20 protein-coding genes are annotated in these 23,060 nt (G+C 73.2%); 10 read left to right on the top strand and 10 right to left on the bottom strand.

The genetic code is table 11. The features are described 5' to 3' along the window. Nucleotides 1–81 precede the first annotated feature (81 nt). Together ACFO9I_RS00100 and ACFO9I_RS00095 are read left to right on the top strand one after the other, a co-directional pair. Nucleotides 82–294, top strand: coding sequence for a heavy-metal-associated domain-containing protein (locus tag ACFO9I_RS00100; RefSeq protein WP_379176574.1), 213 nt, complete (start codon nt 82–84; stop codon nt 292–294). Nucleotides 295–350: 56 nt separating this feature from the next. Next, the gene (locus tag ACFO9I_RS00095) at nt 351–3,644 is read left to right on the top strand and encodes a heavy metal translocating P-type ATPase (protein WP_379176572.1); all 3,294 of its coding nucleotides are present in this window, start codon (nt 351–353) and stop codon (nt 3,642–3,644) included. Here the strand turns inward: ACFO9I_RS00095 and ACFO9I_RS00090 are convergent. Both ACFO9I_RS00090 and ACFO9I_RS00085 read right to left on the bottom strand, forming a co-directional pair. Beyond that, the gene (locus tag ACFO9I_RS00090; protein ID WP_379176570.1) at nt 3,613–4,182 is read right to left on the bottom strand and encodes an isochorismatase family protein; all 570 of its coding nucleotides are present in this window, start codon (nt 4,180–4,182) and stop codon (nt 3,613–3,615) included. The two genes, ACFO9I_RS00095 and ACFO9I_RS00090, sit on opposite strands and share 32 nt — an antisense overlap. A gap of 11 nt (nt 4,183–4,193) precedes the next feature. Beyond that, nucleotides 4,194–6,923: a helix-turn-helix transcriptional regulator gene (locus ACFO9I_RS00085; protein WP_379176568.1), complete on the bottom strand. Its 2,730-nt coding sequence runs from the start codon at nt 6,921–6,923 to the stop codon at nt 4,194–4,196. Between the two features lie 123 nt (nt 6,924–7,046). Between ACFO9I_RS00085 and ACFO9I_RS00080 the strand changes: the two genes are divergently transcribed. Next, nucleotides 7,047–7,523, top strand: coding sequence for a GNAT family N-acetyltransferase (locus ACFO9I_RS00080; protein WP_379176566.1), 477 nt, complete (start codon nt 7,047–7,049; stop codon nt 7,521–7,523). On the opposite strand, the gene ACFO9I_RS00075 is transcribed toward ACFO9I_RS00080, so the two are convergent. Next, nucleotides 7,507–7,974, bottom strand: coding sequence for a hypothetical protein (locus tag ACFO9I_RS00075; protein WP_379176564.1), 468 nt, complete (start codon nt 7,972–7,974; stop codon nt 7,507–7,509). The two genes, ACFO9I_RS00080 and ACFO9I_RS00075, sit on opposite strands and share 17 nt — an antisense overlap. 175 nt (nt 7,975–8,149) lie before the next feature. On the opposite strand from ACFO9I_RS00075, the gene ACFO9I_RS00070 reads away from it, so the two are divergent. The 3 genes from ACFO9I_RS00070 (at nt 8,150) to ACFO9I_RS00060 (ending at nt 11,386) form a co-directional block, all read left to right on the top strand. Continuing rightward, nucleotides 8,150–8,284 (top strand): hypothetical protein, encoded by a 135-nt coding sequence (locus tag ACFO9I_RS00070; RefSeq protein ID WP_379176562.1) that lies wholly within the window; start codon nt 8,150–8,152, stop codon nt 8,282–8,284. Between the two features lie 88 nt (nt 8,285–8,372). Beyond that, nucleotides 8,373–10,712, top strand: coding sequence for a transketolase-like TK C-terminal-containing protein (locus ACFO9I_RS00065; protein WP_379176561.1), 2,340 nt, complete (start codon nt 8,373–8,375; stop codon nt 10,710–10,712). Nucleotides 10,713–10,804: 92 nt separating this feature from the next. Then, nucleotides 10,805–11,386 (top strand): thermonuclease family protein, encoded by a 582-nt coding sequence (locus ACFO9I_RS00060; RefSeq protein WP_379176559.1) that lies wholly within the window; start codon nt 10,805–10,807, stop codon nt 11,384–11,386. Here ACFO9I_RS00060 and ACFO9I_RS00055 read toward each other — a convergent pair. Then, nucleotides 11,342–12,835 carry an MFS transporter gene (locus ACFO9I_RS00055; protein ID WP_379176557.1) on the bottom strand — a complete coding sequence of 498 codons (1,494 nt, stop codon included), beginning with the start codon at nt 12,833–12,835 and terminating at the stop codon, nt 11,342–11,344. The two genes, ACFO9I_RS00060 and ACFO9I_RS00055, sit on opposite strands and share 45 nt — an antisense overlap. A gap of 151 nt (nt 12,836–12,986) precedes the next feature. Here ACFO9I_RS00055 and ACFO9I_RS00050 point away from each other — a divergent pair, with 151 nt between their 5' ends. Continuing rightward, nucleotides 12,987–14,360 carry an NAD-dependent succinate-semialdehyde dehydrogenase gene (locus ACFO9I_RS00050; protein WP_379176556.1) on the top strand — a complete coding sequence of 458 codons (1,374 nt, stop codon included), beginning with the start codon at nt 12,987–12,989 and terminating at the stop codon, nt 14,358–14,360. A gap of 7 nt (nt 14,361–14,367) precedes the next feature. Here the strand turns inward: ACFO9I_RS00050 and ACFO9I_RS00045 are convergent, their stop codons facing one another. Together ACFO9I_RS00045 and ACFO9I_RS00040 are read right to left on the bottom strand one after the other, a co-directional pair. Next, nucleotides 14,368–15,123 (bottom strand): MOSC domain-containing protein, encoded by a 756-nt coding sequence (locus ACFO9I_RS00045; RefSeq protein WP_379176554.1) that lies wholly within the window; start codon nt 15,121–15,123, stop codon nt 14,368–14,370. A 12-nt stretch (nt 15,124–15,135) separates the two neighbouring features. Beyond that, a complete protein-coding gene (locus ACFO9I_RS00040; protein WP_379176552.1) occupies nt 15,136–15,783 on the bottom strand; it encodes a maleylpyruvate isomerase family mycothiol-dependent enzyme in 648 nt (215 codons plus the stop codon). A gap of 83 nt (nt 15,784–15,866) precedes the next feature. On the opposite strand from ACFO9I_RS00040, the gene ACFO9I_RS00035 reads away from it, so the two are divergent. Next, nucleotides 15,867–16,307, top strand: coding sequence for a MarR family winged helix-turn-helix transcriptional regulator (locus tag ACFO9I_RS00035; RefSeq protein WP_379176550.1), 441 nt, complete (start codon nt 15,867–15,869; stop codon nt 16,305–16,307). A gap of 4 nt (nt 16,308–16,311) precedes the next feature. Here ACFO9I_RS00035 and ACFO9I_RS00030 read toward each other — a convergent pair whose 3' ends face one another. The 4 genes from ACFO9I_RS00030 to ACFO9I_RS00015 are packed head-to-tail and all read right to left on the bottom strand — an operon-like array spanning nt 16,312 to nt 19,700. After that, nucleotides 16,312–16,794, bottom strand: coding sequence for a DUF1097 domain-containing protein (locus tag ACFO9I_RS00030; RefSeq protein ID WP_379176548.1), 483 nt, complete (start codon nt 16,792–16,794; stop codon nt 16,312–16,314). A gap of 13 nt (nt 16,795–16,807) precedes the next feature. Further along, a complete protein-coding gene (locus tag ACFO9I_RS00025; protein ID WP_379176546.1) occupies nt 16,808–17,842 on the bottom strand; it encodes an NAD(P)-dependent alcohol dehydrogenase in 1,035 nt (344 codons plus the stop codon). Beyond that, nucleotides 17,839–18,654, bottom strand: a complete 816-nt coding sequence (locus tag ACFO9I_RS00020; protein ID WP_379176544.1) for an iron-sulfur cluster assembly protein — start codon at nt 18,652–18,654, stop codon at nt 17,839–17,841. The genes ACFO9I_RS00025 and ACFO9I_RS00020 overlap by 4 nt, the downstream gene beginning before the upstream one ends. Further along, complete coding sequence (locus tag ACFO9I_RS00015; RefSeq protein ID WP_379176542.1) at nt 18,651–19,700, bottom strand: amidohydrolase family protein; 1,050 nt, start codon at nt 19,698–19,700, stop codon at nt 18,651–18,653. Before ACFO9I_RS00015 ends, ACFO9I_RS00020 begins: the two co-directional genes overlap by 4 nt. Nucleotides 19,701–19,904: 204 nt before the next feature. On the opposite strand from ACFO9I_RS00015, the gene ACFO9I_RS00010 reads away from it, so the two are divergent. Together ACFO9I_RS00010 and ACFO9I_RS00005 are read left to right on the top strand one after the other, a co-directional pair. Next, on the top strand, nt 19,905–21,398 hold the full coding sequence (locus tag ACFO9I_RS00010; RefSeq protein ID WP_379176540.1) for a helix-turn-helix domain-containing protein: 1,494 nt from the start codon (nt 19,905–19,907) through the stop codon (nt 21,396–21,398). Nucleotides 21,399–21,913: 515 nt separating this feature from the next. Continuing rightward, entirely contained in the window at nt 21,914–22,963 is a 1,050-nt protein-coding gene (locus ACFO9I_RS00005) for an IS30 family transposase (protein WP_379176538.1), read from the top strand. The last annotated feature ends 97 nt before the right edge of the window (nt 22,964–23,060 follow it).

The following is a 23,060-nucleotide window of genomic DNA, read 5'->3' as shown; positions in this document are numbered from 1 at the left end:
TCTGGACATACCCCCAGAGGGTATGTATCTTCTGTCAGGGAAAACAGATACCCCCTAGGGGTATCACGAAAGGAAATGGACATGTCCACCACCACCGCCACCCACCAGGTCACCGGCATGACGTGCGGCCACTGCGTGAGCGCCGTCGAGCGGGAGGTCGGGGCCATCCCCGGCGTGACCGACGTCCGCGTCGAGCTGGCCACCGGTGACGTCACCGTCACGAGCACCCGCCCGCTGACCCACGACGAGCTGACCGCCGCCCTCGACGAGGCCGGCTACCAGCTCGCCTCCTGAGCCCGTCCCGGGCCCCACCCGCACCACCAGGCAGCACCCAGGCAAGGAGCACCGAGATGACCGTGACCACCCCGCCCCGCACCGCCGGGCCCGGCGCCGCCGGACACAGCACCGAGGCACCCACCGCCGCCGAGTGCACCCTCGACATCGGTGGCATGACCTGCGCCTCCTGCGTCGGCCGGGTCGAGAAGGCCCTGTCCCGCGTGGACGGGGTGGTCACGGCCTCGGTGAACCTCGCCAACGAGACCGCCCACGTCGAGTACGACGCCGGCTCGGTCTCCCCGGACGACCTCACCGCCGCGGTGGCCAGGGCCGGCTACTCCGGCACCGTGCGCGGCCCCGCCGCGCGGGACGACGAGCCGGCTCGGGAGCGGACGGAGGTCGACGACCTCGACGCCCGCCGCGACGCCGAGATCGGCCACCTGAAGCGCCGCTGGCAGGTCGCGCTCACCACCGGCCTCGGGCTGATGGGCGTGATGTACCTGCCGCTGCACCTCGACACCATGGACTGGCTGATGCCGCTCATCCTGGTGATCGCCACCGGCGTGCAGCTGTGGGCCGGCGCCGACATCTACCGGCTGGCGTGGGCGGCGACCAAGAACCGCGCCACCACCATGAACACCCTCGTCGCCCTGGGGACCGGCGTCGCCTACGGCTACAGCGCGTTCGTCACGCTCTGGCCGGGGCAGGCGCAGTCGTGGGGGCTGCCGCTGCACCTGTACTTCGAGACCGCCCTCGTCGTGGTCGCGCTGGTCCTGATGGGCCGCTGGCTGGAGCTGAAGGCCAAGAAGCGCACCGCCGCCTCGGTCAAGGCGCTCGTCGGTCTCGCGCCCGCCACGGCCCGCGTGCTGCGCGGCGGCCAGGAGGTCGACGTACCCGTGGAGGAGGTCGCCGCCGGTGACCTGGTCCGTGTCCGCCCGGGCGAGAAGCTGCCCGTGGACGGCGTGGTCACCGAGGGCGCGTCCAGCGTCGACGAGTCGATGCTGACGGGCGAGAGCGCCCCGGTCGAGAAGGCGGCCGGCGACTCCGTCATCGGCGCCACCCTCAACCGCACCGGCACGCTGGTCGTCCGCGCCACCGCGGTCGGCGCCGACAGCACCCTGGCCCAGATCGTCCGGCTCGTGGAGGACGCGCAGGGCTCGAAGGCCCCGATGCAGCGCCTCGCCGACCGGGTCTCCGCCTGGTTCGTGCCCGCCGTCCTGCTGGCGGCGCTGGCCACCTTCCTGGCCTGGGTCACCTTCGGGCCGGGCACCGACAACCTCGTCCTCGCCATCGGCACCACCATCGCGGTGCTGATCATCGCCTGCCCGTGCGCCCTGGGCCTGGCCACCCCGACCGCGGTCATGGTCGGCACCGGCAAGGCCGCGGAGCTCGGCATCCTGATCGGCGACGGCGAGGCCCTCGAGAACGCCCGCCGGCTGACCGCGGTCGTGCTGGACAAGACCGGCACCATCACCCGCGGCCGCCCCGGCCTCGCCGGCATCGAGACCGTCGACGGCTGGGACGAGGACGAGCTGCTCGCCCTGGTCGCCGCCGCCGAGGTCGGGAGCGAGCACCCCGTGGGCGAGGCGATCGTCGCCGCCGCCCGCGAGCGCGGGCTGGCCCTGCGAACCGCCACCGGCTTCGAGGCGGTCGCCGGGCACGGCATCACCGCCCGGGTCGACGACCGGGCCGTCCTGGTCGGCAACCTCGCGCTGATGGACGCCCACGGCGTCGAGGCGGGCGCCCTCGCCACGGCGGCGGAGCGCTCGGCCCACGACGGCCGGACCCCGATGTACGTCGCCGTCGACGGCCGCCTCGCCGGGCTGGTCAGCGTCGCCGACACGGTCCGTCCGGAGTCGGCGGAGGCCGTGGCCCAGCTCAAGGCGCTGGGCCTGGAGGTCTGGATGGTCACCGGCGACAACGCCGGCACCGCTCGCGCCGTCGCGGCCCAGGTCGGCATCGACCACGTCATGGCCGAGGTGCTCCCCGGCGACAAGTCCGAGCGGGTCGCGGGCCTCCAGGCCGACGGCCACGTGGTCGCGATGGTCGGCGACGGCATCAACGACGCGCCCGCGCTGGCCCGTGCCGACCTCGGCATCGCGATCGGCACCGGCACCGACGTGGCCATCGCCGCCTCCGACATCACCCTGGTCGGCGGTGACCTGCGCGGGTTCGTCTCGGCGATCGCGCTCTCGCGGCGCACCGTGACCACCATCAAGCAGGGCCTGGTCTGGGCGTTCGCCTACAACGTGCTGCTGATCCCGGTCGCGGCCGGCGCCCTGTACTGGTGGGACGGGCTGCTGCTCGACCCGGTGCTGGCCAGCGCGGCGATGGCGATGAGCTCGGTCAGCGTCGTCACGAACGCGCTGCGGCTGCGCGGCTTCCGGCCGCCGGCCAGCGCCCACGAGGTGCTGCACCGGCCGCTGCGCGCCCGCGTCGGCCAGTCGGCGTACCTCCTCGGCGTCGCGACCCTCGCGCTCGCCCTCGGCGCCGGGTTCACCTGGCTCAGCCGCACCGACCAGGCCGAGCGCGGCATGAACGGCGTGCTCGCGTGGTCGGAGGGGATGGGCATGCCGATGCGCCCGCTGATGAGCGTCATGGAGGAGACCGACGTCCCGCCGGTCAGCCCGCACGACGCCGGCCTCGAGGTCGACCTCGACGTGCCCGACGTCGTCCGGCCGGGGGAGCCGACCCCGATCACGGTCACCGTGCGCGACGCGGAGACCGGCGAGCCGGTCGACGACCTGGTGCGCACCCACCAGGTGTGGATGCACATGATCCTGACCCGGTCCGACCTGGGCACCTTCGCGCACATCCACCCCGAGCCCACGGGTGAGGACGGCGTCCTGAGCGTGACCGCGGTCTTCCCGACCGGCGGCGACTACACGGTCCACACCGAGTTCCGCCGCCAGGGACAGATGGCCGACGTGCTGGACGAGCACGCCGTCCACGTCGAGGGCACCGTGCCGGCCCGGGTGAAGGTCCCGGCCGCCGACGTCCGGGAGCAGGTGGTCGACGGGGTCCGCGTGCAGCTCGACGGCGACCCGCACGTCGGGGAGACCACCGACTTCACGCTGCGCTTCACCGACGAGGCGACGGGTGCGCCGGTCGACGACCTGCAGCCCTACCTCGGGGCCGCGGGGCACGTGGTGGTGATGCGCTCCGACGGGTCGATGTTCGGCCACCGGCACGCGGAGACGTACGACGACCGCGACCGGCCGGTGAACGCGCTGCCGGGGACGGAGTTCGGCCCCGAGCTCGACCTGCACGTGCGGTTCGAGGTCGCCGGCGCCTACCGGCTGTGGGGGCAGTTCGAGCTCGAGGACGGGACGGTCGTCACGGCTCCGTTCGTGGTGCACGTCCACTGAGCAGCTCGGCCGTCGGGACCACGGTGGCGAACTCCCCGTGCAGGTTCGTCGCCGTGGCCCGCGCCAGCTCGTCGGCGGTCATCGTGGTGCCGTCCGGGCCGGTCCGGTCGAAGGTGTGGGTCGCGTCGATCGCGAACCACACGTCGAGGCCGAGGTTGCCGCCGACCCGGGCGGTGGTCTCGCAGCAGTGGTTGGTGGTGATCCCGCAGACCACGATCCGCTCGATCCCCTCGCCGGCCAGCCAGGCCTGCAGGTCGGGGGAGCCGTGGAAGCTCGAGTTGACCGACTTGGTGACGAGCAGGTCCGGGGTGTGCCGGGCGAGGTAGGGCTTCAGCGCGTTCCCCGGGTTGTCGGGGTGCAGCGGGCTGTCGGGCTCCTCCGACTCGTGCCGCACGTACACCAGCGGCTGCCCGGCGGCGGCGAACGCGTCGACGAGGGCGGCGATGTTGTCGTCGCAGCCGGGGTTGTTGCGGGCACCCCACCACGGGTCGTCGAAGCCGACCTGGGCGTCCACCACGACGAGGGCGGTGCGGTCCATGGGGTCCTCCTTCAGCCCAGCGCCAGCCGGGACAGCTCGAGCCGGGACGTGACGCCGGTCTTGGCGAAGACGTTGCGCAGGTGGAAGTCGACGGTACGGGGGCTCACGAACAGCTGGGCGGCCACCTCGCGGTTGGACAGCCCGCCCCGGACCAGCTGGGCGACCTGCAGCTCGGTGGGCGTGAGGTCGACCTCCGCGCCGACCTCGCGCTTGCGGGCGGTCTCGCCCGAGGCCCGCAGCTCCTGGGCGGCCCGGTCCGCCCACGGTGTCGCCTTGAGGTCCTCGAAGGTCTCGAGCGCCGCGCGCAGGTGCTCGCGGGCGGCGACGCGGCGGCGGGCGCGCCGCAGGTGCTCGCCGTACGCCAGCTGGGTGCGGGCCTTCTCGAAGGGGCGGGCCGAGTCGGCGTGCAGGGCGAGCGCCTGCTCGAAGTGGGTGGCCGCCTCGTCGTCCGTGCCGGCGAGGACGGCCCGGCCGTGGGCGGCCAGGGCGCCCGCCCAGGCCTGGCCGGTGGCGTCGGCGAACGCCTGCAGGTCGTCGATCCACAGCCGGGCGGTGTCGGCCTGGTCCGCGTGCACCGCCGCCTCGACCCGGTCGAGCCCCGCGGAGCGCTGCAGGATCGGGTGCGTGACCTGCGCCAGGTGGTGGAACGCGGTCGACCACCGGGGCGCGGCGTGCACCCCCTTCGCCCAGCGGGTGACGTCACGCAGCACGACGTCGAGGATGCCGACCGACCGGTCCTCGAGAGCGCTCTCGAGCTCCTGCAGCTGGGTGTCGTAGGCATCGTCGCCGCGCAGCGCCGACAGCAGCACGAGGTTGGCCAGCGGCATCGCCGCCAGCACGGGGTGGCCGGTGCCCTCGCCGAGGGTGAGCGCCTCGTGCTGGTGCGCCGCCGCGGTGGCCCACCGCCCGTTGGGCAGCTCGCTCAGGGCGAGCAGGGTCAGTGTGTGGAGGACCACCACCACGGCCCCTGCGCCGCGGGCCTGGGTCAGGACGCGCTGGTGGTAGTCCTCGGCGGCCCGGGTGTCACCGACGTGGAGCGCCGCGAGCCCGAGGTTGGTCAGCAGGTCGCGGTTGTCCCCGAGCTGCTCGCCGGTGACGAACGCCTTTCGCAGCAAGGAGGCCGCGGAGCCCCAGTCGCGGGCGACGACGCTGCGCAGCCCCAGCGTCAGCTCGCTGAAGCACCGCTGGGCGGGCGGCACGTCACCGTCGGGCAGGGCGGCGTACGTCGCCGGCTCGACGTCCCCGCCCGGGTCCCCGGCGAACGCCGCCAGCGCGGCCGCGATCATCGCCATCGCCCGCGCCTTGTCAGGGTCGTGCGCGGCCACGTCCCGGGCGGCCTCGAGGAGCATCCGCTGCCCCACGGGCACCGAGGCGGTGTTCCACTCGATCATGGCCCGCAGGTGCTGGACGTCCGCGCGCAGGAGCGGCTCCTCCGCCAGGTCGTGGGCGCGGTCGGCGAGCTGCCGCGCGCGTGCCGGTTGCCCGCCGAGCCAGGCCGCGGACCCGGCGGCGTACCAGCGGCGGGCCCGGCCGGGCGCGTCCTCGCTGAGCTCTGCGGCCCGCTCCCAGGCTGCCGCGGCCGCCTCGTGGCCACCGCGCTGCTCGGCGCGGGCCGCCGCCGCGTCGAGCTCGGCGACCACGGCCGGGTCGGGGGTGTCGACCGAGGCGGCCCGGTGCCAGGCCCGGCGGTCGGCCTCGTCCGGACCGGTCATCGCGTCGGCCAGCGCCGCGTGCACGGCCCGGCGCTCGAGGCTGGTGGCCGAGGCGTAGAGCGCCGAGCGGACCAGCGGGTGCCGCAGCCCCAGCGCGGTGCCCTCCACCTGAACGAGCCCGGAGGTCTCGGCCTCGGCCAGCGCGTCCGGGCCGGCGCCCAGGGCCGCGGCCGCCGCGGTCACCGTGTCGAGGCGCGTCGAGTCGTCGGCCGACGCGACCAGCAGCAACCGCTGCGCCGCGGGGGAGAGCCGGCGCGCGCGGTCCAGGAAGACCCGCTCGATCGTGCCGGTGACCGGCAGCCGCCCGGGCAGCTGCTCGTGCCCGGAGAGCTGGCCGCTGGAGAGCGCCCGGGGGACCTCCACGAGGGCCAGCGGGTTGCCGCCGGTGCTGGCCAGCAGCTGGGCCGCGACCTCCGCGGTGATCGTGGCGCCGGTCAGGTCGCGCAGCAGCTCGGTCCCGGCTGCCGGGTCCAGGCCGTCGAGGCGCAGGGTCGGCAGGTCGGCGGACTCGAAGGTCCGCACGTCGTGCTCGCGGGCCGCGAAGAGCAGCGCCACCCGCTCGAGCTGCAGCCGGCGGGCGACGAACTGCAGCGCCGCGGCCGAGGCCTCGTCGAGCCAGTGGGCGTCGTCGACGACCGCCAGCACCGGTCGGGTCTCGGACGCCTCGGCGAGCAGGCTCAGCGTGCCGAGGAACGCCAGGAACCGGTCGCTGCCGGTGGCGACGTCGCCGACCTCCTCGCCCAGGGCCACCCGCAGGGCCCGGGCCTGCGGGGCCGGGAGCTCCCCGGCCAGGGGCATCAGCGGTCGCAGCAGCCGCTGCAACGCGGCGAACGCCAGGGGCGCCTCGGACTCGATGCCCTGGGTGCGCAGCACGGTCATGTCCTCCGCGGCCGCGATCGTGTCCGCGAGCAGCGCGGACTTGCCGGTGCCGGGATCGCCCAGCAGCACCAGCGCTCCACCGGCTCCGTCCCGCGCAGCCCCGAGCAGCTGCGCTGCCCGGGCCTGTTCCCTCCCACGGCCGTGCAGCACGTCGCGACCCTACCGGGACCTGCGACCGGAATCCCGGCGATTTCCCCGGTGCCACCGCAGGCCGGTCCGACGACGCTGGGTGCACCCCCCGGGAGCCGCCCGGGCAGAGGACAGGAGACACCGATGACGCCCACGACCGTCCGCCGGGCCACCCCCGCCGACGCCGGGACCGTGCAGCAGCTGCTGCTCGAGCTCGCCGACCACGAGGGCGAGGGCCAGCACGTCCACGTCGACGTCGCCCGCTGGCGCGAGCTGCTGGCCGACCCGCAGGTGGTGGTGCTGCTCGCCGAGCAGGGCGACGAGGCGGTCGGCTACGTGAGCGCCGTGCGCCAGGTCAACCTGTGGCTGGGGCGTGACCTGCTCGCGCTCGACGACCTCTACGTCCGCGAGTGCGCACGCGGCCGCGGCGTGGGCGAGCAGGTCATGCGCGCGCTCGCGGCGTACGCCGCCGCCGACTCCCTGCTGATCCGGTGGGGCCTCCGCTCGGACAACGACGGCGCCCGGCGGTTCTACGAGCGGCTCGGCGCCACGATGCGCACCAAGACGATCGCCGCGTGGCGACCGCACGACTACGCGGCGCTGCTCAGCTCGAGCACTTGATCTGCCCGGCCAGGCTCGCGAGTGCGTCCTCGAGGTCGCCCGCCGCCTGACCGAGGTCCTGGAGTGCCTGCAGGGCACCCTGGCCGTTGCCGAGGGACTTCAGCTGGTCGGCGAACGTGGTCAGCGCCGCCTGGAAGGTGTCGACGTCGTCGGCGTACGCAGTCCCCGCGACGTCGGCGAGCTTCTTGAAGTCCGCGCTGATGGCCGTCAGGTCTGCCGAGTACTCCGCCGCCGTCTTGTCGTCCTTGAGCGCCTTCACGTCCTGGGTGAGCTGGTCGAGGGCTGCGCAGACCTCCGCCGAGGCCGTCCCGGTCGGGCTGCTCGACGAGGTCGCCGACGAGGAGGTCGACGGTGACGGGGAGCCTTCGTCGGAGTCGGAGTCGGAGCCGCACGCGGCTGCCGGGAGCGCCAGGGCGAGCGCGAGGACGAGGGCGGGCAGGCGGTGGGTCACGACGTTCCTCCGTGGTGGTCGGTCCCTCCACCCTCGGCCCGCTCCACCCGGCGCGCCTCGTCCCCGGCGGGTGACCCTGAGCGGTCTCAAAGGCGACTCCAAGCGGGCTGCAAGTCGCCACCAGCACGCTGGACCTGCTCGTCACCGTGGCGGGCACGCGACGAAGGACACCACCATGACCAGGACGACCACCCGCCGCAGCTGGCACTCCCTGACCCGCGACGAGAAGCGACAGCGCGTGGACGAGCTGCGGCGCCGCCAGCAGCGCGACATCGAGGTCGAGCTGCGCCGCCTGCAGGTCCTGCGGTGAGCCCGTGAGGCACGCGACCGGGGCGGCGTGGCGGCCCGCCGCCCCGGTGCGCGATCATCACTGTGCCCACACCCCGGGGAAGGACACGATGAGCCAGCTCGACCACGCAGCCCCTGCCCTCACCGACGAGGACGCCGCCACCCTGCGGGAGATCTCCCAGCGGGTGCTGTGGCTCTCCGCCGCGATCGTGGACGCCGCCAACCGCGGTCGCCCCAACACCAGCGGCGTCAAGGTGGGTGGCCACCAGTCGTCCTCGGCGTCGATGGTCGACATCATGGTGGCGCTGTGGTTCCACGAGCTGACCGGCGAGGACCGGGTGTCGGTGAAGCCGCACGCCTCGCCGGTGCTGCACGCGATCAACTACCTGCTCGGCGACCTCGACGCGCGCTACCTGCCGACGCTGCGCGCCAAGGGTGGACTCCAGTCCTACCCGTCGCGGCTGAAGGACCCCGACACCGTCGACTTCTCCACCGGCTCGGTGGGCATCGGTGCCACCGCCGCCCTCTGGGCGGCCATCGCGCACCGCTACGTGCGCTCGCAGTTCGCCGACGCGCCCCCGGCCGGCCGGTTCGTGAGCCTGCTCGGTGACGCCGAGCTCGACGAGGGCGCCATCTGGGAGGCCGTGGCCGACCCGCAGGTCGCCCACCTCGGCGAGCTGCTCTGGGTCGTGGACCTGAACCGGCAGTCCCTGGACCGGGTCGTGCCCGACATCCAGATCGCCCGGCTGCAGGGCATGTTCGAGGCCGCCGGCTGGCAGGTCGTGACGCTCAAGTGGGGCCGCCTGATCTCCGAGCTGTTCGAGCGTCCCGGCGGTGAGGAGCTGCGACGCCGGCTCGAGGAGATGCCGAACGAGGAGTACCAGCGGATGCTCCGCGTCGACTCGTCCGAGGTCGCCGACCGGATCATGGGGGAGGGCGGCTCGCCGCAGCTGCGCGCGCTGCTCGACCAGGTGCCCACCGCGCAGCTCGCCGCTGCCGTGCGCGACCTCGGCGGCCACGACCTCGGGCTGCTCGTCGACACCTTCGGCGCCGTCGACGACGACCGGCCGACCGTGGTCTTCGCCTACACCGTCAAGGGCCGCGGCCTGCCCACCGAGGGCCACCCCAACAACCACTCCGCGCTGCTCACCGAGGCACAGATGCACGCCCTGGCCGACGCCTCCGGCACCTCGCTGCAGGACCCGTGGGCCGTGTTCGAGCCCGGCAGTGCCGCGGCCGACCTGTGCCGCGCCCGCGGCGACGCGCTGCGGCGCACGCCCGTCGCGGCCCCCGCCGCCGTCGCCGTGCCGACCACGCTCGGCCACCCGCACCGCAAGGCGGTCTCGACGCAGGCGGCCCTGGGGCGGCTGCTCGCCGACCTCAAGCACGACGTCCCGGAGGCGGCGGCGCGGGTGGTCACCTGCAGCCCCGACGTCGCGTCCTCGACGAACATCGGCGGCTGGATCAACAAGACCGGGGTGTGGTCGGTGCACGACCGGCGCGACTGGTTCGCCGACGACACCGAGCGCGTCCTGAAGTGGTCCGAGGTCAGCAACGGCCAGCACATCGAGCTCGGCATCGCCGAGGTCAACCTGGTCGGGCTGCTCGGCGAGCTGGGCGCGACCTGGTCGCGCTGGGGCGAGCGGCTGATCCCGATCGCGACGCTCTACGACCCGTTCGTGTCGCGGGCGCTGGAGCCGTGGTCCTACGGCATCTACTCAGGCGGGCAGTCGATCCTGGTCGGTACGCCGTCCGGCGTGACGCTGGCGCCGGAGGGAGGCGCGCACCAGTCGATCACCACGCCCTCGATCGGGCTCGAGCAGCCCGGCTGCGTGGCCTGGGAGCCGGCGTTCGCACCCGACCTGGAGTGGTGCTTCCTGCACGCGATGTCGCAGGTGGGCGTCCCGGGCGGCACCTCGGCGTACTTCCGGCTCTCCACGCGGCCGCTCGACCCGGCGCTGGCCCGGCTGCCCGAGGAGCCGGCGCTGCTGGAGCGGCGGCGCCGTCAGGCGGTGGCCGGCGGCTACCGGATCACCTCGCACGACCCGGCCACCGAGCAGGTCACCCTGGTCGGCGTGGGCGCGATGATGCCCGAGGTGCTCGCCGCGGCCGAGCTGCTGGAGTCCTCCGGGGTGACGACGGGCGTGGTCTGCCTGACCTCGCCGGACCTGGTGTTCCGCTCCTGGCAGCAGCGGGCCAGCCGCTCGTCGGGCGAGGGGAGCGGGATCGCCGAGGAGCTGTTCCCGGCCGGGCACCCCGCGCCCCTGGTGACCGTGCTCGACGGCCACCCGCACACGCTGTCCTTCCTGGCCGGCCTGCGCGGCGACCGGACCCGGTGCCTGGGCGTGAGCGAGTTCGGCCAGTCCTCGGGCCTCGAGGACGCCTACGCGCTGCACGGCATCGACACCGGCTCGATCGTCGACGCGGCGCTGTCCCTGCTGGGTCGCTGACGCCGGGTCCCCGATCCGCGGTATCCCCGGCGCCCGCACCGTGACCGTGTCGGTGGTCGGGCGCATCCTCGTGGGTACGGGGAGGTGCGTGCATGCGCGGGATCGGCGGGGCCCTGCTGGTGGCGGGAGCCATGGGCGCATGGTGGCTGAGCACGACGTCGGCACCACCTGAGACCGCCGCCCCGCCCGCCGTGGCGCGCGACGACGTCTCCCGACCGGCGGGGGCGCGCACGGCCACGGTGGTGCGGGTGGTGGACGGCGACACGCTCGAGCTGCGGGTGCCCGAAGGCACCCGGGGCGTGCCCGTCGGCGACCGGACCCCGGTGCGGCTCCTCGAGATCGACACCCCCGAGAGCGTCGAGCCGGGTGCGCCGGTCGAGTGCTACGCGAAGCGGGCCGCGGCGGAGCTGGAGCGGCTGGCACCGCCGGGGTCGAAGGTCTGGGTGCTCCCGGACAAGGACCTCGTCGACCCCTACGGCCGCACGCTGCTCTACGTCTGGAACGCCGACGGGGAGTTCGTCAACCTCGAGCTGGTGCGCTCGGGCGCGGCACGCTCGGTGCTGTACGAGCCCAACGACCGCTACATCGGCCTCATGCGCCGGGCGGAGGCACAGGCCCGGGACCGGGGGTCAGGCGTGTGGGGCCGGTGCGACTTCTTCGGCGCCCTCGCGTGAGAGGGCCGCGTGACGCGCCTCGTACTCCGCCTGCGGGCCCGGCACGACGTGCGTGCGGGCGCGGACGACCGGGACGAACACCGCCACCAGGGCCGCGAGCCCGGAGGTGACCACCAGGACGCCGAACCCGTGCGTGTAGCCCGCCTCGACCGGCAGGCCGTCGGGGCGCAGGCTGGCGGTGACCACGCTGGCCAGCAGCGCACCTCCGAGGGCGCCGCCGACGGTGCGGATGTTGGCGTTCATGCCGCTGGCGACGCCGGTCTGGGTCTGCGGGACCGCGTCGACCACCAGGTTCGACATGGCGGCGAACGCGAGGCCGAAGGCGAGGCCGAGGACCGTGGTCTCGACGACCACCTGCCACAGGCTGTCGTGCGCCACGGTGAGGCCGAGGGTGCCGAGCGCCGTCAGGGCCGCGCCGGCGACCAGGATCGCCTTGGAGCCGAACCGGGCGGCGAGCCGTCCGGAGAAGACACCGGCGATGAACGTCGCCGCGGTCTGGGGCAGGAGCAGGAGGCCGGACTCGGTGACCGAGACGCCGAAGCCGTAGCCGGTGAGCTCGGGCGTCTGCAGGAACTGGGGCAGGAACGCGAACATGGAGTACATCCCCATGCCGAAGAGCAGGGCGACCAGGTTCACGGTCCACACGGTGGGGATCCGCATCATCTGCATGTCGACCAGCGGCTGGTCGCTGCGGGACTCCGCGACCACCCATATCGGCAGCAGGACCGCGGCCACCACGAAGAGGCCGAGCACACGTCCCGAGCTCCAGCCCCAGCTGTGCCCCTGGCTGACGGCCAGCAGCAGGGCGACCAGCCAGGCCGAGAGCAGCAGGGCACTGCCGACGTTGATCCGGCCCGGCGTGCGCTCGGGTGACTCGGGGACCCACACGGCGGCCGCGACGGCGGCGACGAGGGTCATGACCATCGGCAGCCAGAACAGCCAGTGGTAGCTCAGCGCGTTGACCACGGGGCCGGCCAGGACCAGCCCGAACCCGCCGCCGACCGCGAGCAGCGCGGCCGACGTACCGACGGCGCCGGCGACCTTGTCGCGCGGGAACTCGTCGCGGATGATCCCGAAGGTCAGCGGCAGCACGCCGCCGCCGATGCCCTGGACCGCACGGGCTGCGATCAGCACGCCGATCGTGGGGGCCAGCGCGGCCATCAGCGAGCCGACGGTGAGCGCCGCGAGGGCGAAGACGAGCATCCGCTCCTTGCCGACCTTGTCGCCGACCCGGCCGATGATGGGCGTGAAGACCGACGCGGAGAGGAGGTACGCCGTGAGCACCCACGTGACCGTCGCCTGGTCCGTGTCGAGCGCCGCCTCGATCGTCGGCAGCACCGGGTTGACCATGGACTGCAGCAGCGAGAACGACGAGACGCCGAGGCAGAGCACGAGGAACGTCACCCGGTAGTCGGTCCTGCGTTCCGTCGCTGCCGTGTGCCTGCCCATGCTCGGCCCTCCTGAGACGTCGATGCCCAACCACTCAGAGAAGAGCCCGGGTGCTGTCTGCCCGAACCCCGGCACCCGCCGGGGCATTCCCGCGGCCGCTGGTGTCGAGGGTCACCTTGCGCGCGGGGGTGGCCGCCGTAGCGTCGGGTGCATGACTGACTACCAGATCGTCAACCCGGCCACCGGCGAGCTCGTGAAGGAGTACCCCACCGCGACGGACGCCGAGGTGCGGGACGTGCTCGAGCGGTCGCACCGCGCCTACGGCTCCTGGCGGACCACGGGCAGGGACGAGCGCACCAAGGTGCTGCTGCGCGTGGCCGAGCTCTACGAGGAGCGCGCCGACGAGCTGGCGGCGATCATCGCCCGCGAGATGGGCAAGCCGCTGCGCGAGGGCAAGGGCGAGATCAAGCTGGTCGCCTCCATCTACCGCTACTACGCGGAGGAGGGTCCGGAGCTGCTGGCGGACACCCCGCTGAGCCCGAGGATGGGCGGCGACGCGGTGGTGCGCAAGGACCCGGTCGGGCCGCTGCTCGGGATCATGCCGTGGAACTTCCCCTACTACCAGGTGGCCCGCTTCGCGGCGCCCAACCTGATGGTGGGCAACACGATCATCCTCAAGCACGCCCCGCAGTGCCCCGAGTCGGCGCTCGCGATCGAGCAGGTCTTCGTCGACGCCGGGCTCCCCGCCGACGCCTACCTGAACGTCTTCGCCACCAACGACCAGGCCGCCGAGATCATCGCCGACCCCCGCGTCGCGGGCGTCTCGGTGACCGGCAGCGAGCGCGCCGGCTCGGCGGTGGCCGAGATCGCCGGTCGCAACCTGAAGAAGGTCGTGCTGGAGCTCGGCGGCTCCGACCCGTTCATCCTGCTCGACGCCGAGGACCTCGGCGCTGCCGTGAAGTCCGCGGTGCGCGGGCGGATGGGCAACGCCGGCCAGGCCTGCAACGGCGCGAAGCGGATGATCGTCGTGGACGACCTGTACGACGCGTTCGTCGAGCAGTTCACCGCGGCGATGGCCGCCCTCACCCCCGGCGACCCCACGGACCCGAGCTCGGCGTTCGGCCCGCTCTCCTCCGAGACCGCGCTGCAGAACCTCCTCGAGCAGGTCGAGGACGCGGTCGCCAAGGGCGCGACGGTGCGCACCGGCGGCCACCGCGTCGACCGGCCGGGGTCGTTCATGGAGGCGACCGTGCTGACCGACGTCACCCCGGACATGCGGGCGTACGCCGAGGAGCTGTTCGGGCCGGTCGCCGTCGTCTACCGGGTGGCCGACGCCGACGAGGCCGTCGAGCTGGCCAACGGCTCCTCCTTCGGTCTCGGCGGCGTCGTGTGGAGCGCCGACGTCGAGAAGGCGCAGCAGGTCGCCGACCGCCTCGACACCGGCATGGTGTGGATCAACAGCGCCCAGGGCTCCGTCGCCGACCTGCCCTTCGGCGGCACCAAGCGCTCGGGGGTGGGCCGCGAGCTCGGGCCGTACGGCATCGAGGAGTTCGTCAACAAGAAGCTCGTCTACACCCCGCGCTGACCCTCGCTCAGGACGGAACGACGCTGTCCCCGGGGCGGACGACGCCCGGCTCGACGACGTGCGCGTCCACGCCGAGGTCGAGACCGGGTGTCGTTCGGGGCAGCGAGCCCAGCGCCTTGAGGATTGGCGCCGAGGCCACCCCGGTGGCCGGGTCCAGGTCGATGACGGCGCAGCGGGGGATCGGCTCGTGCACCCGGACGGTGGCCTCGCCGAGCCGCAGCGTCCGGCCCACCCACGTCCGCTCCGCGAAGGGCTCGTCGCCGTCGATGACGACGGTGCCCCGCAGCCGCGCGGCCGCGGTCGCGAGGTCCGGCCGCTCGACGTGGTCTGCCAGGATCCGCAGGGAGGCGAGGGAGACCACGCTGACCGGCGCGCCGTACACCACGGCGCCCCGCGGGGCCGCGGCCAGCCGGACCGGCCGGCCGAGCCATGCCGAGGCGAGCGCCGCGTGCGGCCCGTCGAGGAGCGCCAGGTCGGCCGGGCGGCCCCAGTAGTCGCAGGTCACCCGCTCGCCGCTGGGGACTGCCGGCGCCGACGCCACCCCGCCCGAGGGCAGTGCGAGCTCGAGGACCCGGCCGTCCCAGTGGGACCGCACGGCCAGCAGCGTCGGGTTCTGCACCGTCCGGAGGACCTGGCGCGCGGCCACGTCGACGAGGCAGAACGCCCGGTCACCGACCGGCCCGTGGCGGTCCAGCGTCACGGCGTCGTACGTCGCCCAGCGGGTGCCCTTGACCGGGGCGAACCCCACGCTGACGACGCGCATGCCCCGAGCGTGTCACAGGGGGAGGTGCTCCGTGCCCGGGCCGGACAGCTCGCGCCGCGCCGCCGGCCGTCCGGTGAGCGCCAGGAGGTGGGCTCGGATCGGGCCGCGCACCTCGAGGCCGGTGCCGCGCGCCCAGGCGATGTCGGTGGCGACGAGCCGCAGCCCCGCCAGCCGCCGCCTGGCGTGGAACGGCCAGCCCATCGCCCACACCCGGTCGGCGCCGGCCCGCGCCGCCTCGAGGTCCATGGGGCGGTCGATGCCCAGCGGCACGGCGATGTCCTGGCCGTGGACGAGGATGTCGAAGAGCACGTTGTCGGCGTTCGACACCACCGGGACCTTCCGGGACTCGGCGTGCTCACGCAGCTCCGCGACGATCGCGTCCGGGCCGATGGCGGCGTGCCGGCGGGCGGTCTCCTCGTTGAGCCGGTGGAAGCTGCCGCGAGCGCGGACCGCTCCGAGCGCCAGCGACAGCGCGCTCGGCGGGTGGGGGACCAGCGCCAGGTGCGCGGCCACGTCCCGGATCCGCCAGCGGGTGCACAGGGACGGGCCCTCCCACTGCGCAGGTGCCAGCCCCGCCAGCAGGTCGGCGAGCCCGCGTCGCTCGGCGACGATGACCCCCCAGGCTCGCTCCGCGTCGAGGGTGGCGAGCGGTTGTTCCATGGCGGCCTCCTCGGGGAGGATGGTCAGATCAACTGACTACAATCGTCAGACTGACTGACCACTTCGTCAAGGGGAGGCGGCTCGTGACCGGATCCGGGCCCAACGTCGGCCTGCTCCTGTTCCTGCCCTACCGGGCCATGGAGGCCCGGGTGATGCGGGAGCTGGCCGACGCCGGCTTCGACGACCTGACCCTCGCCCAGGCCCGGGTCTTCCAGCGGATCGCGCCGGGTGGCTCGCGGTTGACCGACCTGGCCGAGCAGTCGCAGATCACCAAGCAGTCGGCGGGGTTCCTCGTCGACCAGCTCGAGGCCGCGGGCTACGTCACCCGGGCGCCCGACCCCAGCGACGGCCGGGCCCGGCTGGTGGTCGTCGCCGAGCGCGGCGCCCGCGCGGTCGAGGCGTCGCGGCGCACCGTCGCCGCGGTCGAGGACGAGTGGCGACGCCACCTCGGCGAGCGGGGCTTCGAGCGGCTGCGCACCCTGCTCGCCGAGCTGCGGGAGGTCACCGATCCCTACGCCGGCTGATCGCTCAGGCGGCCCGGGCGGGTGGCTCCACCTCGGGCGCGGGGGCGGACCGGTCGACCAGGGCCTGGATCCGGGCGCCGAGGACGTCGGAGACCCAGCCCAGGCAGGCACCGGCGACCAGGGCGATCACCGTGCCCCACGTGTCGAAGGCCGTGCCGAAGAACACGGCGGTGCCGGCGAACGCACCGGGGATGAACGACAACGGCGCCGCCGCGGCCTGGACGCAGAGGATGAGCGCCACCACGGTCACCGCGATCGCCACCGCTCCGGTGAACGTGAGCTGCTCGAGCACCTGGCTGGCCACCCACCCCCAGAAGACGCCGGCCAGGTTGGCCGCCAGCCCCTTGGTGAAGCCGTCGCGCCTGCCGCCGGCGGCGAAGTAGCACGCCCACGCGATGAACGCGACGAGCTCGAGCTCGATGCTGACCTGGGTCCACAGGCCGGCGAGCACGCCGACCGACACCCCGATGCCGAGGAAGTTCTTCATGGCGCTGCTCCGATCAGGGGGTGAGGATCGCCCGGCCGCGGATGCGGCCCGCGTCCAGGTCGTCGATGGCGGACTGGAAGTCGTCGAGCGCGTACTTCACGGTGTGCAGCGTCACCGCGCCGCGGGCGGCCAGGGCCATCAGGTCCTGCAGGTCGTTGTAGGACCCGACGAGGTTGCCGACGATGTTGATCTCGGTCGAGATGATGTCGATCGTCGGGACGTCGATGTCCTCGCCGTACCCGACGACGTGGTAGTCGCCGGCCCGACGCAGCATCCGCACGCCCTCCGCGGTCGAGCCGCCCTCGCCGACGAAGTCGACGACGACCTCCGCCCCGTGCCCGCCGGTGAGGTCGAGCACCTCCTCGACCTGCTTGCCCTCGGCGACGACGCCGTGGTCGGCGCCGATCGCGACGGCGAGCTTCACGGCCTCGGGGTTGCGGTCCACGACGATCAGCTCGGCAGGGCTGATCGCCTTGAGCACCTGGATCCCGATGTGGCCCAGGCCGCCGGCCCCGATGATCACGCACCGGTCGCGCGGGGTCAGGCGCCGGGCCGCCTTCGCCGCGGCGTGGTACGCCGTGAGGCCGGCGTCGGCGAGCGCCGCCACGTCGGCGGGCTCGAGGGAGTCGTCGATCCTCACCACGCTGCGGGCCGAGGTCTTGAGGTACTCGGCGTACCCGCCGTTGGTGTCGATCCCCGGGAAGGCGCTGCTCTCGCAGTGCACGTCGTCCCCGGAGCGGCAGGCGCGGCACAGGCCGCAGGTGATGAGCGGGTGCACGATCACCTTGTCGCCCTCGGCCACGTTGGTGACCGCGGACCCGACCGCGTGCACCCAGCCGGCGTTCTCGTGGCCGATGGTGTAGGGCAGCGCGACGCCCGACTTCTCGGCCCACTGGCCCTCGAGGATGTGCAGGTCGGTGCGGCACACACCGGCCCCGCCGATCCTCACGACCACGTCCCAGGGACCGGTGGGCTCGGGGACGGGGACCTCGGTCATCTCGAGGTCCTGGTGGTAGCCGACGACCTGGACGGCTCGCATGGTGCTCATGAGGTGTGCTCCTTCAGCGTGGAGAGGGGGATGAACGTGGGGTCGTAGTGCGCGTCGGCCGGCTCGGCGCCCTCGCCGCGGTGGACCTGGTCGGACTCCGAGCCGGGATAGCGGGTGCGCAGCAGACCGCGGCAGAAGTGCGCGTTGCCGTCGATGGAGATCCGGGTGGAGCGGGCCATCCGGAGCTTCAGCGGGACGTCCTCGGGTGCGTACCCGTGGCCGTCGTGGTCGACCATCACGAGCGCGTCGGCGCCGCCCGGCAGGCCGAGGGCCCGCCGGCGCCGCAGCAGCGCGTCGGTGTGCCGGCCGTGCGGCAGGTCGCCCAGCGTCACCGCGCCGAGCGTCTCGACGGGCCGACCGGGCTGGTCCCGCAGCAGGCCGGTCAGGCAGCGCTCCATGGCGGCCGTGTGGGCCTTGCGGCGGAACGTCGTACGCAGCTCCTCGAGGTCGCGCTCCGCCTCGTGGAGGAACGTGCCCTTGTAGCCCGCGTCGGTGGCCAGGCCGCGGTTGATGATGTCGGAGTCGTGGTGGTCGTCCAGCTCGACGACCACCCGGGCCGTCCACGGCAGGCCGACGAGGGCGTCCTTGGCGTCGGAGGCCATCAGGTAGGCGAAGTTCGGCGAGCAGAACGACGTGGGCAGCCGCAGGTGCACGACGACGTCGGCGCGGGTCAGCCCGCCGTGCACCTCGAGGGTGCGGACGAAGCCGAGGTCGGTGATGGGCTCGTCGAGCTCCGGGTCGACCACGGTGCCCAGCGCGGCGTACGCCTCGGCCTCCCACTGCGCGTACGACGGGACGGCGGCGACGCTCATCGCGCCGCCGCCAGGTCGGCGCCGCGCGGCCCGACCGCGGGCTCGTCGGCAGTCTGCTCGTCCTCGGGGAGCTGAAGCTGCGCAGGGACCGGGATGTCGTACATCCTGGCCGCGTTCAGGCCGAGGATCTTCTTCTTCTGCTCGGTGGTGATCGGGGCGTACTCCGTCATGTCCTCGGGGATCTGGAAGTCCACGAACGACTCGACGAGCCACTTCGGCGTCCACAGCGCGTAGTCGGAGGAGAACTGGATCCGGTCCTCGCCGATCCAGTAGAGGAGCTCGCCGATGATCTGGGCGAAGTAGCGCGGCCGGGTGTGGATGAACGGCATGGCGACCGCCAGACCGCCGTGCACGTTCGGCTCCTGGGTGGCGATCCAGCAGAAGTCCTCCAGCCGGGGGAGGCCGCAGTGCTCCACGACGAAGTTGAGGTCGGTGAAGTCGGTGGCCACGTGGTCGACGTCGGCGACGTCGAACGAGTCGCGGTCCAGGGGCCGGATGGTCGGTCCCTTGTGGATGTGGATGTTGGTGATGCCGAGCTCGCGGCAGGCCTCGAAGTAGCGGTAGGCCCACGGGTCGTCGAGCCGCCACCCGCGCGAGTCGCCGTGCCACTCGGCGGTGTAGAGCTTCACGCCCTTGAGGCCGAAGCGCTCGGCATCGGCGCGGAGCTGGTCGAGGCCGGCCTCGCCGTTGCGCGGGTCGAAGTTGTGGTTGTAGGTGAGCTTGCCCGGGTTGGCCCGGGCGAGCGCGAACGCCTCCTCGGTCTGGCCGAAGCCGCGGTGGTAGAACTCGCCGAGGAAGGCGGGCTGGAAGATGGCGTGGTCGACGTACCCGTCCTCGAACAGGTCCTTCATCAGCCGATCGCCGCCCTGGTAGAGGTAGTCCTCGTAGGTCCACTGGGCCTGCTCGGGGGAGAGGTTGCGGTGGTAGTCGTAGAAGCAGTCGATGAACTGCTTGCCGTGGATGTTCTTCTGGTTCTCGGGGCGGCCGTCCCACAGGGCGATGTGGGCGTCGACGATGAAGTAGCTCTCGCCGTCCTTGGTGTACATGTGCATCTCCGTTTCCACGTGACCGGCGTCACTGATGCCGTCGAACGTAAGTCGGCCCGGAGCGCCTGCGACCGGTCGCTGCGTCTCAATCTGAGACCGGTGGTGTCTCAATCTGAGACGCCGTTCTCTCGGCCTCTCGTCGCGCCGCATGTAACGTCGGTCACATCTCGGGGCCGGACTTGCCGCACGGTCGGAGGGGGCGTCATGAGCGAGAGCGAGCTGCCGGAGCGCGTGCGTATGCACCGCGCGCTCGAGGTCCCCGGGCTGCGTGGGGTGCCAGACGGTCGGGTCGTGTCGGACCGGCTGCTCGCCTCGTGGCAGCGCAGCCAGGACTACGGCGTCCCCCTGGAGTCGGTCGAGCCGGTCTTCACGGGGACCTACGACGAGGAGTCGCTCTTCTTCGAGTGCGGCCGGGAGGTGCTCACCGACCTGCACCGCACGCTGGTCAACGAGCCGATCTCCCTGATGCTCACCGATGCGGACGGGCTGGTGCTCAACCGGCTCAGTGGGGACACGTCGCTGCTCCGCGCCCTGGACGCGGTGCACCTCGCGCCCGGGTTCGCCTATTCCGAACGAGCGGCGGGGACCAATGGCCTCGGGCTGGCGCTCGCCGACCGGGTGCCGACCGTCGTGCGCGCCGAGGAGCACTACTCGCTGAGCCTGTGCACGTACACCTGCGCCGCGGTGCCCGTGCTCGACCCGCTGACCGGTCGGCTGGAGGGGAGCGTCAACCTCACCACCTGGTCGAAGTCCTCCAGCGACCTGCTGCTCGCGCTGGCACAGTCGGCCGCCGGCAACACCACCGCGTTGATGCTGGCCCGGTCGCGCGGCCAGCGGCCGCGCCCGGCGCCTCGCGGCGAGGTGTTCCGGGTCGAGACCGAACCCGGGTCGGGGACCCTCCAGGAGCTGTCGCCGACATGGCTGGACGCGGTGGCCCGGGCCGAGCAGGCGATGGTCGCCGGGCGCGTGGTCGCCGCGGTGGGGGAGCCGGGCGCGGGCCGGGGCACGATGCTCGCTCAGGCGCAGCGGCACGCGCTCCCAAGGGACCGGATCCTCTCCGCCAGCTCGCCGGCGGCGCAGGACATCGAGCCGTGGCTGTCGCTCTGGTCGCCCGAGCTGGGTAAGCCCAACACTGCGGTGGTGGTGTGTGACGTCGACGCGTTGCCGGTGTGGGCGGCCGAGCGGCTCAGGGAGCTGGTGGTGCGCGCCCAGGCCTCCGTCCCGTGCCTGCCGTTCTCGATCACCGCGGAGCGCTTCGAGGACATCCCTGCCCCGCTGGCCGGCCTGGTCGGAACCGTGGTGCAGGTGCCGCCGCTGCGTGAGCGGCTCGACGACATCCTCCCGCTGGCCCGGCACGCCGCCCGGCGGGTGCGCGGTCGCGACGTCGACATCACCCCCGCGGCCGTCCAGGCGCTCGCGAGCTGTGGCTGGCCCGGCAACGTCGACCAGCTGAACCGGGTGGTCCGCGACGCCGCCGCGCGTACCGATGTCATCGACGTGCGGCACCTGCCGTCGGAGGTGCTCTCCGGAACGGCGCACCGGCTGACCCGGATCGAGGCGTTCGAGCGCGAGGAGATCGTGCGGGTGCTGACCCGGCCGGGGGTCACCATGAAGGAAGCCGCCGAGGAGCTCGGGATGAGCCGGGCGACGATCTACCGCAAGGTGGCGCAGTACGACATCCACATCCCGAAGGGCTGATCTGTCGTTCTTCCTCGGACGGCCGGGGTTCGGCTGGCTACCGAGGGGGTGGCTCGTCGTGGCCGTCGGCTCCCGGTTCGCGGCCCACGCGTCGCGACCAGTGACCGAGCGCCGCCAGGGCCCTCTGCGAACAACGGGCGGCCAGGCCCCACGAAGACGAACGGCTGCCGCCCCCGACGGCCCGCCCGACGACACGCTGCGCACGGCTGCCGAGGCGCACGACTGGGCCGGTTCGCTCCGCAGCCTTCTGTCGACCCACAGCCCCATTCTCCTCGCACGTCCAGCGGATGGACCCGGCCGGACTGGCGGACTTCCTGCTCGGTGGTTCCGCTTGGCTCGCTGTGGTCCTCGGGCTTGTCGGCTGTCTGTGATCGGCGTCCTTGGCTGGCGATGGCGACAGCCCGCTCGGGGTGGCGCCGGCTCCCGGCTTGCGGCTCCGCCGCTGCTCCGGCCGACCCGGTTCGTGGTTTCAACCGGTAGTTGCAACTCGTGACTGAGTTGGAAGAGTTCCGGTCATGCCTGGTGCGCGGTTGACGGTCGAGCAGCGACGGACGATTGAGCGGGGGTACCGGATCGGGTTGTCGCAGGGGCAGATCGCCTCGATCATCGGCAAGCATCCCTCGACGGTGAGCCGGGAGCTGGCGAGGAGCTTCTCCGCGCCGGGGTCCCGTTCGCCCAAGCGACGAACTGGTCGCGGGGACGGGCAGGGCTACCAGCGGGTCTACGACGCTGAGCGGGCGCATCGGTGGGCGACGCACAAGGCGCGGCGTCCGAAGCCTCGGCGGCTGGACCACGCCCGGCTGCGGGCCAAGGTGTGGGAGTTGTTGCGGGCAGACTGGTCACCGCAGCAGATCGCGAAGACGCTGCCGGCCCTGTACCCGCACGATCCGGTGATGCGCGTGAATCACGAGACGATCTACCAGTCGCTGTTCGTCCAGACCAAGGGCGAGCTGAAGAAGGAGCTGACCGCGCACCTGCGCAGTCGCCGAACCCGCCGCAAGCCTCAGAACGGCGGGGCCAAGCGCGCCACCCTGGGCATCACCGAGGACATCACCATCCGGGCCCGGCCAGCCGAGGTCACCGACCGTGCGGTGCCGGGCCACTGGGAGGGCGACCTGCTGATGGGCGGCAACGGCAAGGGGGCGGTGATCACCCTGGTCGAGCGGTCCAGCCGGTTCGTGCTGCTTGCCCCCCTGCCGGGGCGGCACACGGCTGAGGCGGCCCGGATGAGCCTGACCGAGATGATCGCGACCCTGCCATTGAGCCTGCGCCGCTCGATCACCTGGGACCGCGGCGGCGAGATTGCCCAGCACGCCCAGTTCGAGATCGCCACCGGTGTCCCGGTCTACTTCTGCGACCCACAGTCGCCCTGGCAGCGCGGCACCAACGAGAACACCAACGGCCTGCTACGCCAGTACTGGCCCAAGGGCGCCGACCTACGCGAGCTGACTCAGACCGCCTGCGACGACGTCGCCCTCAGGCTCAACACCCGCCCCCGGATGACCCTGAACTGGCAGACTCCCGCCCACGTCCTTAACGAGAGACTCGTTGCAACAGCCAGTTGAATCCGCGGTTCGGGCGCCTCTCGAGCCTTTCCACAGACTCGAAACTTTACTCGAATATGGTGTTGACTTGTCGTAGAATGAGGCATGGCAGTCAACC

The organism is Nocardioides sp. GCM10023255, from assembly GCF_042653125.1.
Lineage (GTDB): Bacteria > Actinomycetota > Actinomycetes > Propionibacteriales > Nocardioidaceae > Nocardioides.
The sequence above is the reverse complement of the archived record's forward strand: the minus strand, read 5'-3'. Positions and strand labels throughout refer to the sequence as shown.